This window comes from Allgaiera indica (genome assembly GCF_900106675.1).
GTDB classification, from domain to species: domain Bacteria; phylum Pseudomonadota; class Alphaproteobacteria; order Rhodobacterales; family Rhodobacteraceae; genus Acidimangrovimonas; species Acidimangrovimonas indica.
In genome coordinates, this window is sequence record NZ_FNOB01000009.1 from 14,235 (window position 1) to 33,723 (window position 19,489).

Consider the following 19,489-nt stretch of genomic DNA (forward strand, 5'->3'; position numbering starts at 1 on the left):
GAGATGACCGATATTCGGGCCTTTGATCAAACGGGCGAGGCGGGGTTTCGCGACTATGTCGCGCTGCTCAAGCCCCGGGTCATGTCGCTGGTCGTCTTCACGGCGCTGGTGGGGCTGCTGGTCGCGCCGGTGCCGGTGCATCCGGTCATCGCCGTCGCCTCGATCCTGTTCATCGCGCTGGGCGGCGGTGCCTCGGGCGCGCTGAACATGTGGTGGGACAGCGACATCGACCAGATCATGCGCCGCACCTGCGCCCGCCCGATCCCCGCCGGCCGGGTCGAGCCGCGCGAGGCGCTGGCGCTGGGTCTGGTGCTGTCGCTGATCTCGGTCGCCATGCTGGGACTTGCGGCGAACTGGGTCGCGGCCGGGCTGCTGGCCTTTACCATCTTCTTCTACGTCGTCATCTATTCGATGTGGCTCAAGCGCACGACGCCGCAGAACATCGTCATCGGCGGCGCCGCGGGCGCTTTCCCCCCGATGATCGGCTGGGCTTGCGCGACCGGCGGGATCAGCCTGGAAAGCGTCGCGATGTTCATGTTGATCTTCATGTGGACGCCGCCGCATTTCTGGTCGCTGGCCCTGTTCATGAAGGACGATTATTCCAACGCCGGGGTGCCGATGCTGACGGTGACCCACGGGCGCAAGGCGGCGCGCACGCATATCCTTGTCTACACCATCCTGCTGACGCCGGTGGCCGTGGGCACGGCGTTCACCGCGATCGGCGGCGGCGTCTATCTGGCCGCCTCGCTGATCCTCAGCGCGGGCTTCCTGCGCGGCGCGTGGCGGATCTGGAAACGTGACGAGGCCGCGGCCGAAGCCGACAAATACGCCGTCGAGAAAAAGACCTTCCGTTTCTCGCTGATCTATCTTGCAGGGCTGTTCGCGGCGCTTCTGGCCGAGGGCGTGCTGCATCATCTGGGTCTGGGGGGCTGGTGGTAATGGGCTTTTCCGCCGGGCATGAGATCTTCAAGCGCCGCCTTGGGCGCAATCTCGGGCTTGGCGGCGCGCTTCTGGCGCTGGTGGTGCTGATCTTCGCGCTGACCATCGTGAAGGTGGGCGACCAGCCGAAGCCGGTTTCCGCCAAGCCGGCCGCGGCCAGCCAGGGGGCCTCGGGATGACGCGATCCGCCCCGACGCCGCGCGGATTGCGCGCCCGTGTCGGGGCAGGTCTTGTTGTGCTGGCGGTTCTGGGGGCCGGGCCGCTGTATCTGTGGGCGCGGGGCGCGGGGGCGCAGCACCCGCTGCAACGCAGCCTCACCGTCCGGTTCGAGACCCATGCCTCTGCCACCGGATGGGACTTTCGCCCCAGCGCGCGGCAGATCGAGTTGAAGCTGGGGCAGACGGGCCTTGCCTTCTTCAACCTGCGCAATCCCGGTGTTCAGGCCGGGGCGGCGCGGGCGGCGTATCGCGTTACCCCCGCCGCAGCCGATCGCTATCTGGTCCGGGTTGCCTGTCTATGCGGCCAGACCCAAGTTCTGGGCGCGGGCGAGCGGGCCGAGGTGCCGATGGCCTTCTACGTCGATCCCGCGATCGCGCGCGATCCGGTGCTGCGCGGCATCCGCGAAATCACGCTATCCTACAGTTTTACCAAAGCCGATTTTCCCGCCGGGGGGGGTGCCGATGTGCCCTTCGTGGCCAAACTGCCGGCGCATCCACCGCCGGGCATGACCAAAGGTCAGGAACATTCCGACGAGGGGACGTAAATGGCGCATGAAACGAACCACGATTATCACATTCTGAAGCCTTCCATCTGGCCCTTCCTGGGCGCGCTTGGGGCCTTCATCATGCTTTTCGGCCTGGTGCTGATGATCCATGACAAGGGGCCCTACATGTTCGTGGGGGGGCTGCTTCTGGTCCTCTACGTCATGTATGGCTGGTGGTCCGAGGTGGTCTATGAAGGCAACCACGGCGATCACACCCCGGTGGTGCGGCTGGGGCTGCGCTACGGGTTCATCCTGTTCATCATGTCCGAGGTGATGTTCTTCGCCGCCTGGTTCTGGAGCTTCTTCAAACACGCCATGTATCCCGGCGGGCCCGAACAGCCGGCGGCGTTCCAGACCTACCCGCCGCAGGGGGTGACGCCCTTTGATCCCTGGCATCTGCCGCTGATCAACACGCTGATCCTGCTGACGTCGGGCGCGGCGATCACCTGGGCGCACCACGCGCTGGTGCATGAGAACAACCGCAAGGATCTGGTGCGCGGCCTGGCGCTGACGATCTGCTTGGGGCTGTTCTTCACGGTGGTTCAGGCCTACGAATACACCCACGCGCATTTCGGCTTCTCGGGCAATATCTACGGCGCGAATTTCTTCATGGCGACCGGGTTCCACGGCGCCCATGTGATCATCGGGACGCTGTTCCTCTTCGTTTGCATGCTGCGCGCGATGCGTGGCGATTTCACCCCGCAGCAGCATGTGGGTTTCGAAGCCGCCGCCTGGTACTGGCACTTCGTGGACGTGGTTTGGCTGTTCCTGTTCTCGGCGGTCTATATCTGGGGCAGTTCCGGCATCGCGCATTAGCGCCGCGACCGTCCCGTCGTTGTTGGCGCGTGCCCCCGCGGCGCGCGCCTTTTCAATTGCGCCTTCTGATACGCCGGGGGCAAATATCCCCCAACCCTGCGCCACCCCGAACGGAGCCACCATGACCCGCCGCCTGACCCCGGTTCTGATCTTCGGCCTCGCCGGGGCGGCGATCCTGATCGCGCTCGGGATCTGGCAAATCCAGCGGCTGCACTGGAAGCAGGCGATCCTTGCGCGGATCGAGGCGAAGATCGCCGCCGCCCCCGTCGCGCTGCCCGCCGATCCCGACCCGGCGCGTGACCAATACCTGCCGGTGGCGGTCAGCGGCCAGTTGACCGGCCAGGGCCTGCGGGTGCTGACCGGCATCAAGTTCAAGGGGCCTGGCCATCTGATCGTCGCGGTGCTGGCGCTGCCCGATGCCCGGCGGGTGATGGTCGATCTCGGCTTCCGGGCCGAGGGCGGCGGCACCGCGATCCCGCGGGGCGCTGTCACCGTGACCGGCAACCTGGTCTGGCCGAGTGAGGTCGACAGCTTCACCCCCGCCCCCGATCTGGCCCATCACCTTTGGTTCGCCCGCGACGTGCCGGCGATGGCCAAGGCTCTGGGCACCGCGCCGATCCTGATCGTCGCCAGCCGCGTCGCCGGCGCCAGCACGGGGGCCGAGGCCATCCCGGTCACGACGGAAGGGATACCGAACAACCACATGCAATACGCGATCACCTGGTTTTCGCTTTCGATTGTCTGGTTGGGGATGACAGGCCTCTTGCTCTGGCGTATCACCCGGCGGAAAGACTGAAGGCCTGTGCCATGCGCTATGTGTCCACCCGGGGGACTGCCCCGGTCCTGAATTTCGAGGAAGCGATGCTGACCGGGCTGGCCCGCGACGGCGGCCTTTATGTGCCCGAAATGGTGCCGCAAATGCCCGCAGAAGAGATCGCCGCGCTGGCGGGGCTGCGCTATGAGGACGCGGCACTTCGCATCATGCGCCCCTACCTGGGCGACAGCTTCTCCGACGCCGACCTGACCGGCATCATCGCCCGCGCCTATCAGGGCTTCGGCCATGCCGCGCGGGCGCCGCTGGTGCAATTGGGCCCCAACCATTTCCTGCTGGAGCTGTTCCACGGCCCGACGCTTGCGTTCAAGGATTTCGCGATGCAGCTGATCGGGCAGCTGTTCCAGACCGCGCTTGCCCGGTCCGGCCAGCGCATCACCATCGTCGGCGCCACTTCGGGCGATACCGGCTCGGCCGCGATCGAGGCCTTCCGCGGCCTGGCCAATGTCGATGTCTTCATCCTTTTCCCCCATGGCCGCGTCAGCGAGGTCCAGCGCCGCCAGATGACGACGCCGACGGAATCGAATGTTCATGCCCTGGCATTGGACGGCGATTTCGACGATTGCCAGGCGCGGCTGAAGGACATGTTCAACGACTTCGCCTTCCGCGATGCGGTGGGCCTTGCCGGTGTGAACTCGATCAACTGGGCGCGGGTGCTGGCGCAGGTGGTCTATTACTTCACCTCGGCCGTCAGCCTGGGCGCGCCGCACCGCCGCATCAGCTTCACCGTGCCCACCGGCAATTTCGGCGACATCTTCGCCGGTTCGATCGCCAGGCGCATGGGCCTGCCGATCGAGCGGCTGGTGGTTGCGACCAACCACAACGACATCCTGCACCGCGCGCTGGCCAGCGGCGCCTATACGCCGGCCGGCGTGACGCCTTCGATGAGCCCGTCGATGGATATCCAGGTCAGCTCCAACTTCGAGCGCGCGCTGTTCGACGCCTATGGCCGCGACGGTGTGGCGGTCGCGCAATTGATGCAAGAGTTGAAATCCGGCGCGGGCTTCACCATCTCGCAAGGTGCGCTGGAGGCGCTGCGCGAGGTCTTTGCCTCGGGCCGCGCCTCGGAACAGGAAACTTCGGCCACCATCGAAGCCATCCATGATGCGACGGGACAGGTGCTTTGCCCGCATTCCGCCGTTGGCGTGAAGGTCGCGGGCGACCATTTGGGTCCGACCCCGATGATCAGCCTGGCCACCGCGCATCCGGCGAAGTTTCCCGACGCGGTTCAGGCCGCGACCGGACAGCGCCCCGCTTTGCCGCCGCGCATGGCGGACCTATTTGAACGCCAAGAACGGGTCACCCGCGTGCCCAACGACCTGCACGCGCTCAAGGCCTTGATTCACGAGAGGACCGGCCGATGAGCCCCCGCCTGACCACGCTAGAAAACGGCGTCCGCATTGTCACCGAGGCGATGCCCGGGCTGATGTCGGCCTCGATCGGGATCTGGGTCGGTGCCGGCGGCCGGCATGAGCGTCTGGAACAGAACGGTATCGCGCATTTCCTGGAACATATGGCGTTCAAGGGCACGCGGAAGCGCACCGCCCTGCAGATCGCCGAGGCGATCGAGGATGTCGGCGGCTATATCAACGCCTACACCTCGCGCGAGATGACCGCCTATTATGCCCGGGTGCTGGCCAACGACGTGCCGCTGGCGCTGGACGTGATCTCGGACATCGTGCTGAACCCGGTCTTCGACCCGAAGGAGATAGAGGTCGAGCGGCATGTGATCTTGCAGGAGATCGGCCAGGCGCTGGACACGCCCGACGACGTGATCTTCGACTGGTTGCAGGAAGCCGCCTATCCCGATCAGCCGATGGGCCGGTCGATCCTGGGGCCATCGGAACGCGTCAGCCGCTTCCAGCGCGACGATCTGCAGGGGTTCGTAGGCGAACATTACGGGCCCGACCAGATGATCCTGGCCGCGGCGGGGGCCGTGGATCACGACAGCATCGTGGAGCAGGCGCGCGCGGTCTTCGGCGGCCTCAAGCGCCGCGGCGGCTGGGGGCTTGAGGCCGCGGCCTTCGCCAGCGGCGAGAAGCGGGTGGTGAAGGATCTGGAACAGGCGCATTTCGCGCTGGCCTTCGAATCGCCGGGTTACCGCGACGATGCGGTCTATACCGCGCAGGTCTTCTCTACCGCGTTGGGCGGCGGCATGTCCTCTCGGCTGTTCCAGAAGCTGCGCGAGGAACGCGGGCTTTGCTATACGATCTTTTCCCAGGTCGGGGCTTATGACGATACCGGGATGATGACGATCTATGCAGGCACCTCGGCCGAGGAGATCTCGGAACTCGCGGGGCTGACGGTGGATGAGATGAAGCGCTCGGCCGAGGAGATGACCGAGGCCGAGGTGGCGCGCGCGCGGGCTCAGCTGAAGGCGGGGCTGCTGATGGGGCTGGAAAGCCCCTCTGCCCGGGCCGAGCGTCTGGCGCGGTTGCTGGCGATCTGGGGGCGGGTGCCCGAGGTCGAGGAGGCGGTGGAACGGATCGACGCGGTCACCCGTGACGGCGTGCGCGATCATGCGGCGGCGATGGCGGCCGGGGCACCGACGGCGCTGGCGCTTTACGGGCCGGTCGCCGGGGCGCCGGCGCTTGACGATCTGCGCAGAAGGCTGGCTGCCTGATGCGGCTGACGCGCCGCCGGGTGCGGCTGGAGACCGAGCGCCTGACCCTGCGTCTGCCGGTGCATTCGGATTTCCGCGCCTGGACCCGGCTGCGCAGCACCAGCCACGAATTCCTGCAACCGTGGGAGCCGAGCTGGGCCAAGGACCACCTCAGCCGCAAGGCGTTCACCAACCGGGTCTATTGGGCGCAGCGGTCGCTGGCTCAGGGGCGCGGGGTGCCGCTGTTCCTGATCCGTCGCGAGGACGAGGCGCTGATCGGCGGCATCACGCTTGACAACATCCGCCAGGGTCCGGCCAAGGCGGGCACGCTGGGCTATTGGGTAGGGCAGGAACATGCCCGCCACGGCTATATGCGCGAAGCGATCACCGCGGTGGTGCATTATGCCTTCACCACGCTGGATCTAAGCCGGATCGAGGCCGCCTGCCTGCCCGAGAACACCCCCTCGCGCGGGGTGCTGGAGAAATGCGGTTTCAAATATGAGGGCGTGGCGCAAAGCTATCTGCAGATCGACGGCCGTTGGCGCAACCATGTGCTTTACGCCAATCTGCGCTCGGACCGTCGCGGGCGGACCGAGGCGGGCTAGGGGCGCATTTCGGCGTTGCGCCCGCGCGGGCCGTTCCGGTGGCACCGAAAAAGGGCGCCCCCTTCCGGCGACGCCCCCACGACTTCAGTCCGTGACTTCGGACCCGTGACTTCGGGTCCCAATCCCCTTACAGGATTTTCTGGCCGGTCTTTTCCCAATCCTTCAGGAAGGCCTCCAGCCCCTTGTCGGTCAGCGGGTGCTGGGCCAGCTTGCGGATCACCTCGGGCGGCGCGGTCATCACGTCGGCACCGATCATCGCCGCCTGGCTGACATGGTTGACCGTGCGGATCGAGGCCGCGAGGATCTGGGTCTTGAAATCGTAATTGTCGTAGATCGTGCGGATATCGGCGATCAGATCCATCCCGTCGAGGTTGATATCGTCAAGCCGCCCCACGAACGGAGAGATGAACGTGGCCCCCGCCTTCGCCGCCAGAAGCGCCTGGTTGGCCGAGAAACAGAGCGTGACATTGACCATGTGGCCTTCGCCCGACAGCACCTTGCAGGCCTTCAGCCCGTCCCAGGTCAGCGGCACCTTGACGGTGATGTTGGGGGCGATCGCGGCCAGCTTGCGGCCCTCGGCGATCATGCCTTCGGCATCCAGCGCCACCGTCTCGGCCGACACCGGGCCGGGAACGATCTCGCAGATTTCCTTGGTGACCTCGAGGATGTCGCGCCCCGATTTCATGATCAGCGACGGGTTTGTGGTGACGCCGTCCACCATGCCCAGAGCATGTAGCTCGGCAATGGCCTCGACATCGGCGGTATCGACGAAGAACTTCATGAGCAGAACCTCCAGGGTTGCGCGTGGGCTTGGCCGGTGGTTTAGCGCAAGGGACTATGGGGCGAAACCCCGAACGAGAGGCTGGGCGTGAGGCAGGCGGACTTCGCACAGGGCGCGCGGATCGGGGTGCTGACGACGCAGCCCTTGGGCCGGGTGCTGGATTACCGCGCGCCCGAGGGCGGATGTTGCCTGGGCGATTACGTCGAGGCGCCGCTGGGGCCGCGCCGGGTGCTGGGCGTGGTCTGGGGGCCGGGCGACGGCGCTTTTGACGCGGCCAGGCTGCGCCCGGTGGGGCGGGTGCTGGACCTGCCGCCGATGCGCGACGAATTGCGCGCCTTCCTGATCCGGGCAGGCGACTACACGCTGACCTCGCTGCCCGCGATGCTGCGCCTCGCCACTCGGGCGCCGGGCCTGGGCGATCCCCCGGCCAGTCGACGCGTCTATCGCCGCGGGCACGGAGAGCCAGAGCGCATGACCGACGCCCGCGCCCGGGTGATGGACGCGCTGGACGCGATGGGGGGCGGTGCGCTGACACTGGCCGAACTGACGCAGGCCGCGGGGGTTTCGGCCTCTGTCGTCAAGGGGCTGGTCGCGCAGGGCATCGTGGCAGAGGTGGAGGCGCCGCGCGATACGCCCTTCCCGCATCTCGATCCCGCGCTTCCCGGCCATGCGCTGAGCGCCGGGCAGCAAGAGGCCGCCACCCGCCTGCGCGCCGCGGTGGCGACCGGCGCCTATGGCACAACGCTGCTGAAGGGCGTGACCGGTTCCGGCAAGACCGAGGTCTACCTGGAGGCCGTAGCCGAATGCCTGTCCCATGGCCGCCAGGCCCTGGTGCTGCTGCCCGAGATCGCGCTGACGGCGGGGTTCCTGACCCGCGTTCAGGAACGCTTCGGCGCGCGGCCCGGCGAATGGCATTCCGGCGTCACCCAGACCGAGCGCCGCCGGGTCTGGCGCATGGTGGCCGAGGGCGGCGCGCAGTTGGTCGTGGGCGCGCGCTCGGCCCTGTTCTTGCCGTTTCGCGACCTTGGCCTGATCGTCGTGGATGAGGAACACGATACCTCCTACAAGCAGGAGGACGGGGTTCTTTACAACGCGCGCGACATGGGTGTCCTGCGCGCCTCGCTCTGCTCCGCGCAGGTGGTGCTGGCCTCGGCCACGCCTTCGCTGGAAACCTGGGCCAATGCCGAGGCCGGCAAATATGCCCGGCTCGACCTGCCTGCCCGTTTCGGGGCGGCGGAACTGCCCGAGATGCAGGCGATAGACATGCGGGCCGAGGATCTGCCCTCGAACCGCTGGATCTCGCCGACGCTGCAGGGCGCGGTCGCGGCGCGGATCGGGGCGGGCGAACAGGCGCTCTTGTTCCTGAACCGTCGCGGCTATGCGCCAGTCACCATCTGCCGGGCCTGCGGCCATCAGATCGGCTGCGACGATTGCGACGCACGCATGGTCGAGCACCGCTTCCTGGGGCGCCTCGTCTGCCATCAATGCGGCGCCGAGAAGCCGATCCCCCAGGCCTGCCCATCCTGCAAGGCCGAAGGCAAGCTTGCCCCCGTCGGTCCGGGCGTCGAACGCCTGGCCGAGGAGGTGGCCGAACATTTCCCCGATGCCCGCGTCGCGGTGCTGTCGTCGGATCTGTTCGCCTCGGCGCGGGCATTGAAGGCGCAGATCGAGGCGATCGCCGAGGGCGGGGCGGATATCATCATCGGCACCCAGTTGGTGGCGAAGGGCCACAACTTTCCGCTGCTGACGCTGGTGGGTGTGATCGACGCGGATCTGGGGTTGCAGGGATCGGACCTGCGCGCCGCCGAACGCACGTTCCAGCTGATGCGCCAGGTCGCGGGCCGCGCCGGCCGGGCAGAGCGCCCGGGAATGGCACTTTTGCAGACCTTTCAGCCCGAGCACCCGGTGATCCGCGCGATCCTTTCCGGCGATGAGGAAGGCTTCTGGCGCGCCGAGGCGGCAGAGCGCGAGGCCGCGGGTATGCCGCCTTACGGCAAGCTTGCCGGGATCATCCTTTCGGCCCCCGAGGCGCAGCCGGTCTTCGACCATGCCGCCGAGTTGGCCCGCCGCGACGGGCCGTTGCGCGCGGTTGGCGCCGTCGTCTTCGGTCCCGCCCCGGCGCCGATCGCGCGGATCCGGGGCCGCCACCGGGTGCGCCTGCTTGTCAAGGCGCCCAAGGGTGCGGCGCTGCAACCCGCGCTAAGCCGCTGGGTGCGGCAGCTGCGCCAGCCGCCGAACCTGCGATTGGTGATCGACATCGATCCGCAAAGCTTCTTTTAGGGCGCGGCGGCGGGGGCTCTGCCCCCTGCACCCCCGGAGTATTTGTGCCAAGATGAAGGCAACGAGGGGTCTTTGTCCTTCATCTTGGTCCAAATACTCTACGGCGCGCGCGTCAGTCGTTGCGCCAATGGTCCGAGCGAAAATGACGGCGGGTGTAAAACCCCCGGTGCTAGAGCACGCGCCGGTACAGCGCCAGCAGCCCTTTGACCCAGGCCTCTGTTGTCTGCGCCAGCGGTACGGGGCGGGCGAACGCGCGTTCGCTGATCGTCCGGACCTCGGCGTCGGACAGGTCGCGAAACCGGGTCAGCGCGGCGTCTAGACCGTTCGGCGCGCGCATGTCGAAGGATCGGCCCAGACCGGCCTGGTCGATTTCCGCGGCGAGGAAGGCGCTGTCCGAGACCAACAGTGGCAGCCCGCTGAACGAGGCCTCGGCGATCACCAGGCCGAAGGGTTCGGGGATGCGCCCCGGTACAATCACCGCGCGCGCGCCCTTGATCAGCCGGGCGATGCCGGCGCGATCCTGCCAGCCCTCGAACCGGATCTCGGGATAGGCGGTGGCAAGCGGGGCGCGTTCGCGGCCTTCGCCGATCACCATCAGCGGAAGCCGGGCGCGGCGGGCGGCCTCGGCCAGTTCTGCCAGCCCCTTTTCGCGCTCGATCCGGCCGATGAAGGCGAGGGCGCGGTTTTCCTCGGCCCGGACGCGGCTTTCGGTATAGGGGCTGGCGGGGTTGCGCAGCACGCACAGGCGTTGCGGCGGGTAGCCCACGTCTTCCATCAGCCCGGCCATGCGCGGGTGGATCAGGACGATCGCGCCCCAAGGGCGGCGCTGATCGAAGGCGCGGCGAAGCATCAGCTGCCGCGCCACCCGCCAGAGCTTGCGCGCGTAGCTGTGCTTGTCGCAATCGGTGGCCAGGCAGGCGGCGCCCAACGGCGCGCGCGCGCAGGGCCGGTCGCGGCCGAAATCGTGATAGACGCCGTTGGGGCAGGCCAGAAACCGGTCATGGGCATGGACAACCACTCGCGGCGCGACCGGCGCCAGGGCGGCGAAGATCGCGGGCGACAGGATCTGCGCCCAGCCATGCACATGATAGACCGTCCCCGGCGTGTCTTGCGCCACCAGGTCCGCAATCGCGGCCCGGGCGGCGGCGTTCCAAAGCCCCGCGGTGGCGGATTTCAGCCTGGGCTGGTCCAGCAGCCGGGCCCCGCCCGTGGCGATCACTTCGATCCCCAGATCCGCCAGATCCGGCGCCGCGCCGCTGTCTCCCGCGACATAGGTGACGCGAAGCCCCAGCGCCCGGATCTCGCGTGCTGCCAGCAGGGCAAGCCCGGTCGCGCCGCCTCGGGCGACGCTGGCATCATTGATGATCACCACGCGATCGGGCGTGGCCGGTGGGGCGTGGCTCATGTGCGTCGCAAGAGGGTCCGGGCCGGGTTCGGTGCCAGCCTAGCGCCGAACTCCGCCGAAGCCTATGGCCTTGGCGCGCGCATCCGGCCAGTATGCGGTCGGCGGGCGGTCAGGTGGGCGGCCCCGGGGCAGGGGACGAGGAACGATGAAGCTGGTCATCTTCGGGCTGGGCTACAGCCCGAACCTGGGTGACGGCGTGATCGCCGACTGCATGGCCCACGCCGCGCGCGATCTGGTGCCGGGCCTTCAGGTCGTGGCGGTGGATCTGTCGGGACGCGGCGGGTTCGGCGCGGTGACGATGGCCAACCGCGGGCGGGCGCTGAAGATCCTTTCCGCCATGCCCCGCCCGCTGCGCCACATGCTGGTGCGCGCGAAACTCGGGCGGATGCTCGATACCGCGACACCGCGCTGGCAGGAGGCCTGCCAGGGTGCCGGGGCCGCGCTGATCGGTGGCGGGCAGCTTTTGTCGGACGCCGATCTGAACTTTCCGCTGAAGATCGCCCGCGCCGCGAAGGTGGCGCGCGAAGCCGGCGTGCCGGTCGCGATACATGCCGCGGGCGTGTCGCGGAACTGGAGCCGGCCCGGGCGCGCGCTGTTTGCAGAGCTTTTCTCGACCGATCTGCGTGCCGTGGGCCTGCGCGACGCGCCGTCGATCGCAGCCTGGACCGAGCAGACCGCGGGCCACCCGCCGGCGCCGGGTCTGGCACGCGATCCCGGACTTCTGGCGGCCGAATGCTATGGCCCCGCGCCGCGCCGCGAGGGCTGGCTGGGGCTTTGCGTCACCGATCCCGCGATCCTGGGCTACCACGCCGACGGCGCGGTCGCGGGGGCGGGGCCGGGGTTCCAGGCCGCGCTTGTCAGGGCGCTGGCGGAGCGGGGCCGAAAGGTCTTGCTGTTTTGCAACGGCGCCGAGGAAGACGGCCGCGCCCTTGCCGCGCTGGCCGCGCCGCTGGCCGATCTGGTGGCGCGGGGGCGGGTCGAGATCGCCCCACCGCCGGAACGCCCCGCACAGCTTGCGCATCTGATCGGCGGGCTCGACGGGCTGGTGGCGCATCGGCTGCATGCCTGCATCCTGGGCTATGCCTATGGACGGCCCGTGGTGGGACTGGGCTGGGACCGCAAGGTCGAAAGCTTCTTCGCATCGGTGGGCGCGGCGCGGTTTTGCCTGTCCGATCCCGCGGTCACCGCCGCCGACGCAGCCGACCGGCTGATCGAGGCGCTGGAAACCGGGATCGCCGCCCCCGCCCACGCCCACGCGCTGACAGAGGCGCGCCAGGCCGTCGCCGCCGCGATGGCGGCCTGCGGGCTTATCCGTCCCGGCGGATCGTGATCCGATAGGTCGTGACATCGCCCCGCGCATTGCCGTTGGGCCCGACCGAGACCGACAGGACCTCTCCCTTCGTGACGCTCAGCGGCGGGCTTTTCCAATCCAGCGCCGAGGTCACCACCCTGTCTTCCAGCAGCCTGCCCCCCAGGCTGATCCGCAGCCGCACCCCATCACCCGAGCGTTTCGCGGGCGCAAGTTGTACCTCGGCGCGGATGCGCTGTGCGTCGGGCGCGTGCCAGTCCTGCACGATGCGCCAGACATGCGTGCCGCCGCCGCCGGGCAGCAGCGTATCGGCCTGCAGGCGGACATCGGGATTGCCCCGCGCCGCAAGATAGGGTGTCCACGGGCGGCCGCCGGCCTCCTGTCCCGGCATCAGGATCAGCGGCACGCGGGCCGCGCCATCCATCGCGTAGCGCTCGAACCCGTCGCGGACGGCCCCGCCGGGATAGGCGAATTGGTCGTAGCTATCGGCCAGCACGCGTTGCCGGCCCAGTCCGGGCTTTCCGGGGCCTGTCAGGATCAGCGGATCGCTTTCGGACAAGGTCAGCGGTCCTTGCATCGGCCGGCCCTCGGGGCTGAACGCGTGTTGCCCCGGTGCCGGGGTGATACGGCGCGGCGCGCCCCAGATCACCAGCGTGTCGGGTGCGAAACGGCAGGCATAGGTGAAGGGGTCGGGCGCGGCATCGGTGACGGCGCGATGTTCCATCAGCCGCTGCGCGGTGGCAAAGGCGCGGCCGGTCGGCGTAGGTCGCAGATCCGCGCCGATCAGCGGCGTCAGCCCGTCCCCGCGCGGGTTGAGCGGGTACCAGACCGCGCGCGTCACACCCGCAAGCGCCAACTGGCAATAATAGCGCAGCAAGGTGCCCGGCGCGGTCGCGGGGTCGGGGTCGCCAAATTCGGTGGCCTCCAGGGGCATATGCGCCAGGCCCGGCACCTGGCGCAGAACGGCGATCTGGCGGTCCAGCTGTTCGGGCGGCGTGGTGTAGGGATGGAAGGCCAGCGCATCCATGTATCGCGCCGCCCCCAGCGCGAACAGCCGCCTGACATAGCCCACCGGGATAGAGTGCAGCGCCCCGCCCAGGACGCGCAGGTCGGGGCGGGCGGATTTGACCGCCGCATAGGTGGCTTTCAGGATCGCCAGATAGCGCGCCGGGCGCTGCGCCAGCCCCTCGGCCCTTACCGGCCCCGAGACAAAGTTCTGGGCGTTCATCTCGTTGCCCACCTCCACCGCATCGGCGCGGGGAAAATGCTGCACCGTGGCGGCGGCATCGGCGGCGAAGGCGCGGATCGCGTCGGGCGTGTACGGGGTGTCCCCGCCGTCATAGCCCTTGTGTCCGTTATTGACCGTCAGGCTTGTGGTCTGGTCGGCCGCCAGATGATCGGGCCAGGTCGTGTCGGGCGTGTCGAAGACATAGCGATGATCGCGCTCGACCTCGGACCAGTAGACCGCGTCGCGGAAATTCCGCACCCCCAGCCGGCGCGCGGCGGCGAACATTCCCGGCTGCCAGTGCTGGCCGAAATTGGACGCCGCGCCAAGCGTCGGGCCGGTCGCTTCGCCCGCCGGCGCGGCCACCGCGGCGGGCGCGTTCAAGGCGGCTAAAAGGGCCGGGACGAGGCATGCGGCACGTTTCATATGCACCAATGTTAGATGCACGATGCGAAATAGCGCAATAGAGCGTCTGCCCCGGGGCGCGCATCTTGTCGGTTCCGCCGACAAAGGGGGGGGGCCGCGCGCTCTGGGCGGAATGAAGCGCTGGTGCCTGGGCGGCAGACACGGCAGAGTATTTTCGCCAAGATGAAGGACGAAGCCGGGTCCGCGCTTCGTTCCCGGCGGAAATATCCCGAGCGGCCAGGGGCTAAGGGGCCGCCGCGGCCTTCGATACCCGCGACTCGCCTTTCGGCGCGGCGTCGCTATGCTGACGGCCCGAAACCGCCCCTTCCGGGCCCCTTCCGCGGCGACAGGCCAAAGATGCAATTCGTTCCCTCGACAATTCTCGCGCTGGCCGTGCTTGTGGCCCTGGCAGTGCTGGGGCCCCGTCGCGGCCTGTGGGTATTCCTGGCCACCACGCCTTTCGGTGCGGCGGCGGCGTTCAACTTGCCGGCCGCCGGGGGGGCCTCGATCCTGGTCAGCGATCTGGCCGCGCTGATGATGTTCGCCATGCTCTGGGTGCAGCCCGATGCGCCCGCGCGGATCACCGGATCGATGCGCGCCTATCAGCCCGGCTTCTGGATGCTGCTGTTTGTGGTGGTCTGCGTGATCTCGGCGCTGTTCTTCCCGCGTCTCTTCCAGGGGGCGACCAATGTCTTCGGCCTGTCGCGGGCCAACAACGAGGTTGGCATCGTCGAGATCCCCCTGCATCCGACCAACGGCAACCTGACCCAGCTGTTCCGCATTCTCCTGGATGCCGCGGCCTTCTTCGCGCTTGCCACTGCCTTCCGTCTGCGGCCCGACGCGCGCGGCGTCATCGTCGCGGTCGCGGTGGCCAGTTTTGTCAGCGCGGGCCTCGGCTGGCTGGACGTGCTGTCCTTCGACATCGGCATGCCGAACCTTCTGGCCCCGATCCAGACCGCCAATTACGCAATCCTGTCGAATGTCTCGATGGCTGGGCTGAAGCGAATGATCGGCGGCTTTCCCGAGGCCTCGGCCTTCGGCTACTACACCCTGGGGTTGTTCGCCTTCTGGCTGCACATGTGGGTGGCGCGCGGGCGATCGTGGCTGGTGTCGCTGGCGCTGATCGCGACAACTGTGGCGCTGCTGCGCTCGACCTCGTCCTCGGCCTATGTCGCCGCGGCGGTCTTCGTCCTGGGCTATGGCGCGTTGCGGATGACGCGCTATGACGGGCGCGGGGTGTCGCGCCGGGGGCTGGCGGTGACGCTAGGCCTGGCCGGTGGGATCGCGCTTGCGCTGATGGCGCTGGGGCTGGCCTATCTGACGATCGAGCCGGTCTCGGCCTTCCTGGACCGGTCGCTGTTCGACAAGATGGGTACGGCCTCGGGCGTCGAACGGATGAGCTGGAACACCCAGGCCTGGGCGAATTTCCTTGATACGCGCGGCATCGGTGCGGGGCTGGGCAGTATGCGCGCCTCGAACTGGGTGCTGGCCAGTCTGGGCAGCATCGGGGTGATCGGCACCGGCCTGTTCCTGACCTTCGTGGCCACGCTGGCACGCGCGCCCCTGGGCGCAGAGCCCGAACGCGCCGCGGTGATCGGGGCGCTGAAATCGGGCTGTCTGGCGCTTTTCATCTCGGCCAACCTGACCGCGCCGACGCCGGATCTGGGCGTGTTCTTCTTCGCCATGGCGGGTCTTGCCGCCGGGCTGAGCCGGGGCGCGCAGAGAGAATCACTTGAGCAGGCCGAGGCGGCCGCGCCAGGCAATTGGCGCCGCCGCGGGGCCAATCTTGAAAGGATTGGCGGATTGTGACGCCGTCCGGGCGCAATGCGCCGCAAAAAAACCCAAAATTTGACCTCTTTGGCCACATGCCATCAATGTCCTGACGGGGGTTATTCCGGGGGCAGGCCTGGGCTGAGCGTGGGGTGCGTGACGCTTTCGGGCGTGCGGATATGGCGTGCGGGCATATCGCTTCCAGACCGTGGTCTGGCGCCGTCGCAAGCGACGCCGGCCTGACGCGTAGACCTGCCACTGGCGGGTTCGGGGCCTCTGTGCCCCGAGGGAGTGAAACGGGATGAACAGCAGGGTCTTGCCCTTCGAATCGGGCGCGCTGGACGGCAGGCTGGGTGGCGGCGGCGGTCGCGGCCGGGATCCGCATCGTCGTGGCGGCGGTCGCGGCCGCCCGCAAGAGCCCGACCGTGTCGACGTGCGGGAACTGTTTCGCATGCTCTGGCGCCGCCGACGGGTGGTGCTGGGTGGGATCTTCGGCGGCGTGGTGCTGGCGCTGGCGGTCAGCCATCTGATGACGCCGACCTATACCGGCCTTGCCAAGGTGCTGATCGAAAGTCGCCCCAGTCAGGTGTCGGAAGGCGCGCCGAACCGCGGCATGCAGCCGCCGCTGAACGATCAGGTGGTCAACAGCGAAGTCGCGGTGCTGCAATCGAACGTACTGATCGGCCAGGCGATCGAGGCGATCGGCGTCAAGCGGCTGGCACCGATGGATCCCGCGCTGAAGAAGCCGTCCCTGCTGGCGCGCGGGATCGATGCGGTGAAGGGGGTTCTTGGGCTGCGGGCCGGATCGACCGCGTCGAAGCCTCTGCCCGGCGCCCCGCAGTTGACGCCCGCGCAAAAGCAGCTTCAGCGCCTGATTTGGGCCGTCAGCAAGGACCTGCGCGTCACCCGCGAGGGGCAATCCTATGTGATCGACGTGAAGGTGTCGAACCCCGATCCGGTACTTGCCGCGCTTCTGGCGAACGGGCTGGCGGATCAATACATCGCCTCTCAAGTCACCGGGCGCCAGGATTCAGCGGCGAAGGCCACACGTTTCCTGACGGGCCGGGTCGCGGAACTGCAAAAGCAGGTCGAGGCGGCCGAGGCCAAGGTTGAACAGTACCGGGCGCAGAACCTGTTGGTCGATGGCGGCACGCTGGAGGCCGCGCGCCAGCAGCTGGGTCAGCTGAACAACCAGTTGGTCATCGCGCGCGGCGATCAGATCGCGGCGCAGGCGCGCTATGACCGGATCCAGCAGGTGATCAAGAAGGGTGATCTGGCAGAGGTCAGCTCGATCGTGTCCTCGCCGGCGCTGGATACGCTGTCCGCAAAGCTGATGGGTTTGCAGCGCCAGGATGCGATCTGGGCGCAGCACTACGGCCCCCAGCATCCCGAACGGGTGCGTCTGGCGGCCGAGATCAAGGGCGTGCAGCACGACCTGAACGAAGAGGTGCAAAAGCTGATCACCCAGCGCAAGAACGACGCCGACATCGCCGAAATCCGGGCGCGGACGCTGGAGCAGTCGATCAACAAGATGGAAACGCGGGTGGTGGCGCTGTCGCGTTCCACCATCGGCCTACGCCAGCTAGAGCGCCAGGCCACGGCGGCGCGGGCGGCCTATCAGCAATTGCTGTCACGCCTGACCGACACCCAGACCCAGGAACAGATGCAGCGTCCCGACGCCAAGGTGATCGCGCGGGCCGATATCGCGTCGCGCCCATCGTCGCCGCGGACCAAGCTGCTGGCGGTCCTGGGCGGGGTGACCGGGCTGATCTTTGGCATCGGGCTGGTGTTTTTCCTGGAACTGACCGCAAGCACCTTCCGCGGCCTTGGCGAGCTAGAGCGCGAGACCGATCTGCCGGTGCTGGCCGCGGTGCCGCGGGGGCCCTGGAAATCGCCTCTGGGGGCCTGGCGCGAACTGGCGCAGGATCCCTACGGCCTTTACGCCGAACGCATCCGCCACCTGCGCACCGCGCTTCTGATGCGCGACGGCAAGGAAGGCGCGCGGTCGGTGATGATGGCCTCATCGACCCCGGCCGAGGGCAAGACGACCACGGTTCTGGCACTGGCACGCATGGCCGCGCTGGCGGGCAAGAAGGTGGTAGTGGTGGATTGCGACCTGCGCCGCTCGATGCTCTACCGGCTGTTCGGCTGGCGGGCCGAGAAGGACTTCGCTTCGTTCATCAACAATGAATGCGGCCTGGCAGAGGCGATTCACCACGACAAGGACCTTGGCTTCGACGTGCTCGCGGCGTCGCGCGGGCGGCCGGATGTGGCCGATGAACTGGCGGTCGACTGGCTGTTGCCGATGTTCGAGACGCTGAAGCGCAAGTATGATCTGGTGCTGGTCGATGCGCCGGCGCTTCTGGCGGTATCCGATGCGCTGGTGATCGGTCAGGCGGTGGATAGCTGCCTGTATCTGGTGCGCTGGGGGCATACGCCGCGGCAGGCGGTCGCCAAGGGCCTGTCGGATTGCGAAGAGGCCGGGCTGGTGGTGGCCGGCACCGTGCTGACCCTGGTCGATCCGCAACTCAGCCCCGACGTCTATGCCGGCGGCTACGCCTATTCGGATTAGGCCATGTTCGATCATCTGCCCCCTCACGAACCCCGTGTCGCGCTGATCCACTATTGGCTGGTGGGCATGCGCGGCGGCGAAAAGGTGCTGGAATCGCTGTGCCGGATGTTCCCGCAGGCCGATATCTACACCCATGTCCATGTGCCCGGCGCGGTGGGGCCGGTGATCGGCGCGCATCGGATCCGTGAAACCCGGGTGGGCCGGCTGCCGATGGCGGCGCGGCTCTATCAGAAATACCTGCCGCTGATGCCGCGCGCCTTGGAAGAGATCGACCTGACCGGCTATGATCTGGTGATCTCGTCCGAGGCCGGGCCCGCCAAGGGCGTGATCGCGCCGCCCGACGCGCCGCATCTGTGCTATTGTCATTCGCCGATGCGCTATCTTTGGGATCAGTACCACGGCTATCGCGGCAGCGCGGGTGCACTGACCCGGGCGCTGATGCCCGGTCTTGCGCACCGGCTGCGGCAATGGGATGTGACCTCGGCCGCCCGTGTCGACGGGTTTGCCGCCAATTCCACCCATGTCGCGCAGCGCATCCGGAAATATTGGCGCCGCGAGGCGCAGGTGGTGCATCCGCCGGTGGCGGTGGCCGATTTCGCCGCCGCCCCGCGCGACGAATTGGGCGATTACTACCTGTGGGCCGGTGAACTTGCCCCCTACAAGCGCCCGGATCTGGCGATCGAGGCCTTCGCCCGCATGGGCCGCAAGCTGGTGGTCATCGGCGGGCCCGACAAGGCCGTGGCGAAGCTGAAGGCGCGCGGCGCGCCCAATGTCACCTTCCTGGGCAAGGTGCCGTTCGATGAGCTGCGCCATCATCTTGCGCGCTGCAAGGCGTTGGTGTTCCCGGGCGAAGAGGATTTCGGCATTGTCCCGGTCGAGGCGCTGGCTTCGGGGCGCCCGGTGATCGCCTATGGCCGGGGCGGCGCGCTGGACACGCTGCGCGAGGGCGAGACCGGTCTGTTCTTCCACCAGCAAAGCGTCGAGGCGCTGATCGACGCGGTCGAGCGGTTCGAAGCCGCGCCGCTCTCGGACCCGGATCCGGCCTTGCTGATGGCGCAGGCCCGGCGCTTCGACGAGGCTACCTTTCAGCTCGGTATTCATGACGCGCTGGACGGGATCGGATTTGACAGCCGGCGGACGGGGCGGCCGGCGCTGCGGCTGGCCGGCGTCTGACGGGCTTCCCCG

Annotated in this window: 16 protein-coding genes; 13 read left to right on the top strand and 3 right to left on the bottom strand. The window is 68.1% G+C overall.

Annotation, left to right across the window (positions count from 1 at the left end; translation table 11 throughout):
* Positions 1-3: 3 nt before the first annotated feature.
* From cyoE to BLV97_RS09810, 8 genes are all read left to right on the top strand, one after another.
* Positions 4-939: a heme o synthase gene (gene cyoE / locus BLV97_RS09775; RefSeq protein WP_035845128.1), complete on the top strand. Its 936-nt coding sequence runs from the start codon at positions 4-6 to the stop codon at positions 937-939.
* Positions 939-1,118 (top strand): hypothetical protein, encoded by a 180-nt coding sequence (locus BLV97_RS09780; protein WP_035845133.1) that lies wholly within the window; start codon positions 939-941, stop codon positions 1,116-1,118. The genes cyoE and BLV97_RS09780 overlap by 1 nt, the downstream gene beginning before the upstream one ends.
* The gene (locus BLV97_RS09785) at positions 1,115-1,702 is read left to right on the top strand and encodes a cytochrome c oxidase assembly protein (RefSeq protein ID WP_081825148.1); all 588 of its coding nucleotides are present in this window, start codon (positions 1,115-1,117) and stop codon (positions 1,700-1,702) included. Before BLV97_RS09780 ends, BLV97_RS09785 begins: the two co-directional genes overlap by 4 nt.
* Positions 1,703-2,518 (top strand): cytochrome c oxidase subunit 3, encoded by an 816-nt coding sequence (locus BLV97_RS09790; protein WP_035845135.1) that lies wholly within the window; start codon positions 1,703-1,705, stop codon positions 2,516-2,518.
* 121 nt (positions 2,519-2,639) lie between these two features.
* Positions 2,640-3,314: an SURF1 family protein gene (locus BLV97_RS09795; RefSeq protein ID WP_035845137.1), complete on the top strand. Its 675-nt coding sequence runs from the start codon at positions 2,640-2,642 to the stop codon at positions 3,312-3,314.
* A gap of 11 nt (positions 3,315-3,325) precedes the next feature.
* A complete protein-coding gene (thrC, locus tag BLV97_RS09800) occupies positions 3,326-4,714 on the top strand; it encodes a threonine synthase (protein ID WP_092164041.1) in 1,389 nt (462 codons plus the stop codon).
* A complete protein-coding gene (locus tag BLV97_RS09805) occupies positions 4,711-5,973 on the top strand; it encodes a M16 family metallopeptidase (protein WP_035845140.1) in 1,263 nt (420 codons plus the stop codon). Before thrC ends, BLV97_RS09805 begins: the two co-directional genes overlap by 4 nt.
* Positions 5,973-6,557, top strand: coding sequence for a GNAT family N-acetyltransferase (locus tag BLV97_RS09810; RefSeq protein WP_092164042.1), 585 nt, complete (start codon positions 5,973-5,975; stop codon positions 6,555-6,557). Before BLV97_RS09805 ends, BLV97_RS09810 begins: the two co-directional genes overlap by 1 nt.
* 127 nt (positions 6,558-6,684) lie before the next feature.
* On the opposite strand, the gene fsa is transcribed toward BLV97_RS09810, so the two are convergent.
* Positions 6,685-7,338, bottom strand: a complete 654-nt coding sequence (gene fsa, locus BLV97_RS09815) for a fructose-6-phosphate aldolase (RefSeq protein ID WP_035845142.1) — start codon at positions 7,336-7,338, stop codon at positions 6,685-6,687.
* Positions 7,339-7,425: 87 nt separating this feature from the next.
* Between fsa and BLV97_RS09820 the strand changes: the two genes are divergently transcribed.
* Positions 7,426-9,618, top strand: coding sequence for a primosomal protein N' (locus tag BLV97_RS09820; RefSeq protein WP_092164043.1), 2,193 nt, complete (start codon positions 7,426-7,428; stop codon positions 9,616-9,618).
* A gap of 169 nt (positions 9,619-9,787) precedes the next feature.
* Here the strand turns inward: BLV97_RS09820 and BLV97_RS09825 are convergent, their stop codons facing one another.
* Complete coding sequence (locus BLV97_RS09825) at positions 9,788-11,023, bottom strand: glycosyltransferase (RefSeq protein ID WP_035845153.1); 1,236 nt, start codon at positions 11,021-11,023, stop codon at positions 9,788-9,790.
* Positions 11,024-11,168: 145 nt separating this feature from the next.
* On the opposite strand from BLV97_RS09825, the gene BLV97_RS09830 reads away from it, so the two are divergent.
* Complete coding sequence (locus tag BLV97_RS09830) at positions 11,169-12,353, top strand: polysaccharide pyruvyl transferase family protein (RefSeq protein ID WP_051646216.1); 1,185 nt, start codon at positions 11,169-11,171, stop codon at positions 12,351-12,353.
* Here the strand turns inward: BLV97_RS09830 and BLV97_RS09835 are convergent.
* Entirely contained in the window at positions 12,331-13,941 is a 1,611-nt protein-coding gene (locus tag BLV97_RS09835) for a hypothetical protein (RefSeq protein ID WP_035845154.1), read from the bottom strand. The two genes, BLV97_RS09830 and BLV97_RS09835, sit on opposite strands and share 23 nt — an antisense overlap.
* 378 nt (positions 13,942-14,319) lie before the next feature.
* Between BLV97_RS09835 and BLV97_RS09840 the strand changes: the two genes are divergently transcribed.
* The 3 genes from BLV97_RS09840 (at position 14,320) to BLV97_RS09850 (ending at position 19,477) form a co-directional block, all read left to right on the top strand.
* A complete protein-coding gene (locus BLV97_RS09840; protein WP_035845157.1) occupies positions 14,320-15,771 on the top strand; it encodes a hypothetical protein in 1,452 nt (483 codons plus the stop codon).
* Between the two features lie 262 nt (positions 15,772-16,033).
* On the top strand, positions 16,034-18,304 hold the full coding sequence (locus tag BLV97_RS09845; protein WP_035845161.1) for a GumC family protein: 2,271 nt from the start codon (positions 16,034-16,036) through the stop codon (positions 18,302-18,304).
* A gap of 3 nt (positions 18,305-18,307) precedes the next feature.
* A complete protein-coding gene (locus tag BLV97_RS09850; protein WP_051646217.1) occupies positions 18,308-19,477 on the top strand; it encodes a glycosyltransferase in 1,170 nt (389 codons plus the stop codon).
* Positions 19,478-19,489: the final 12 nt, after the last annotated feature.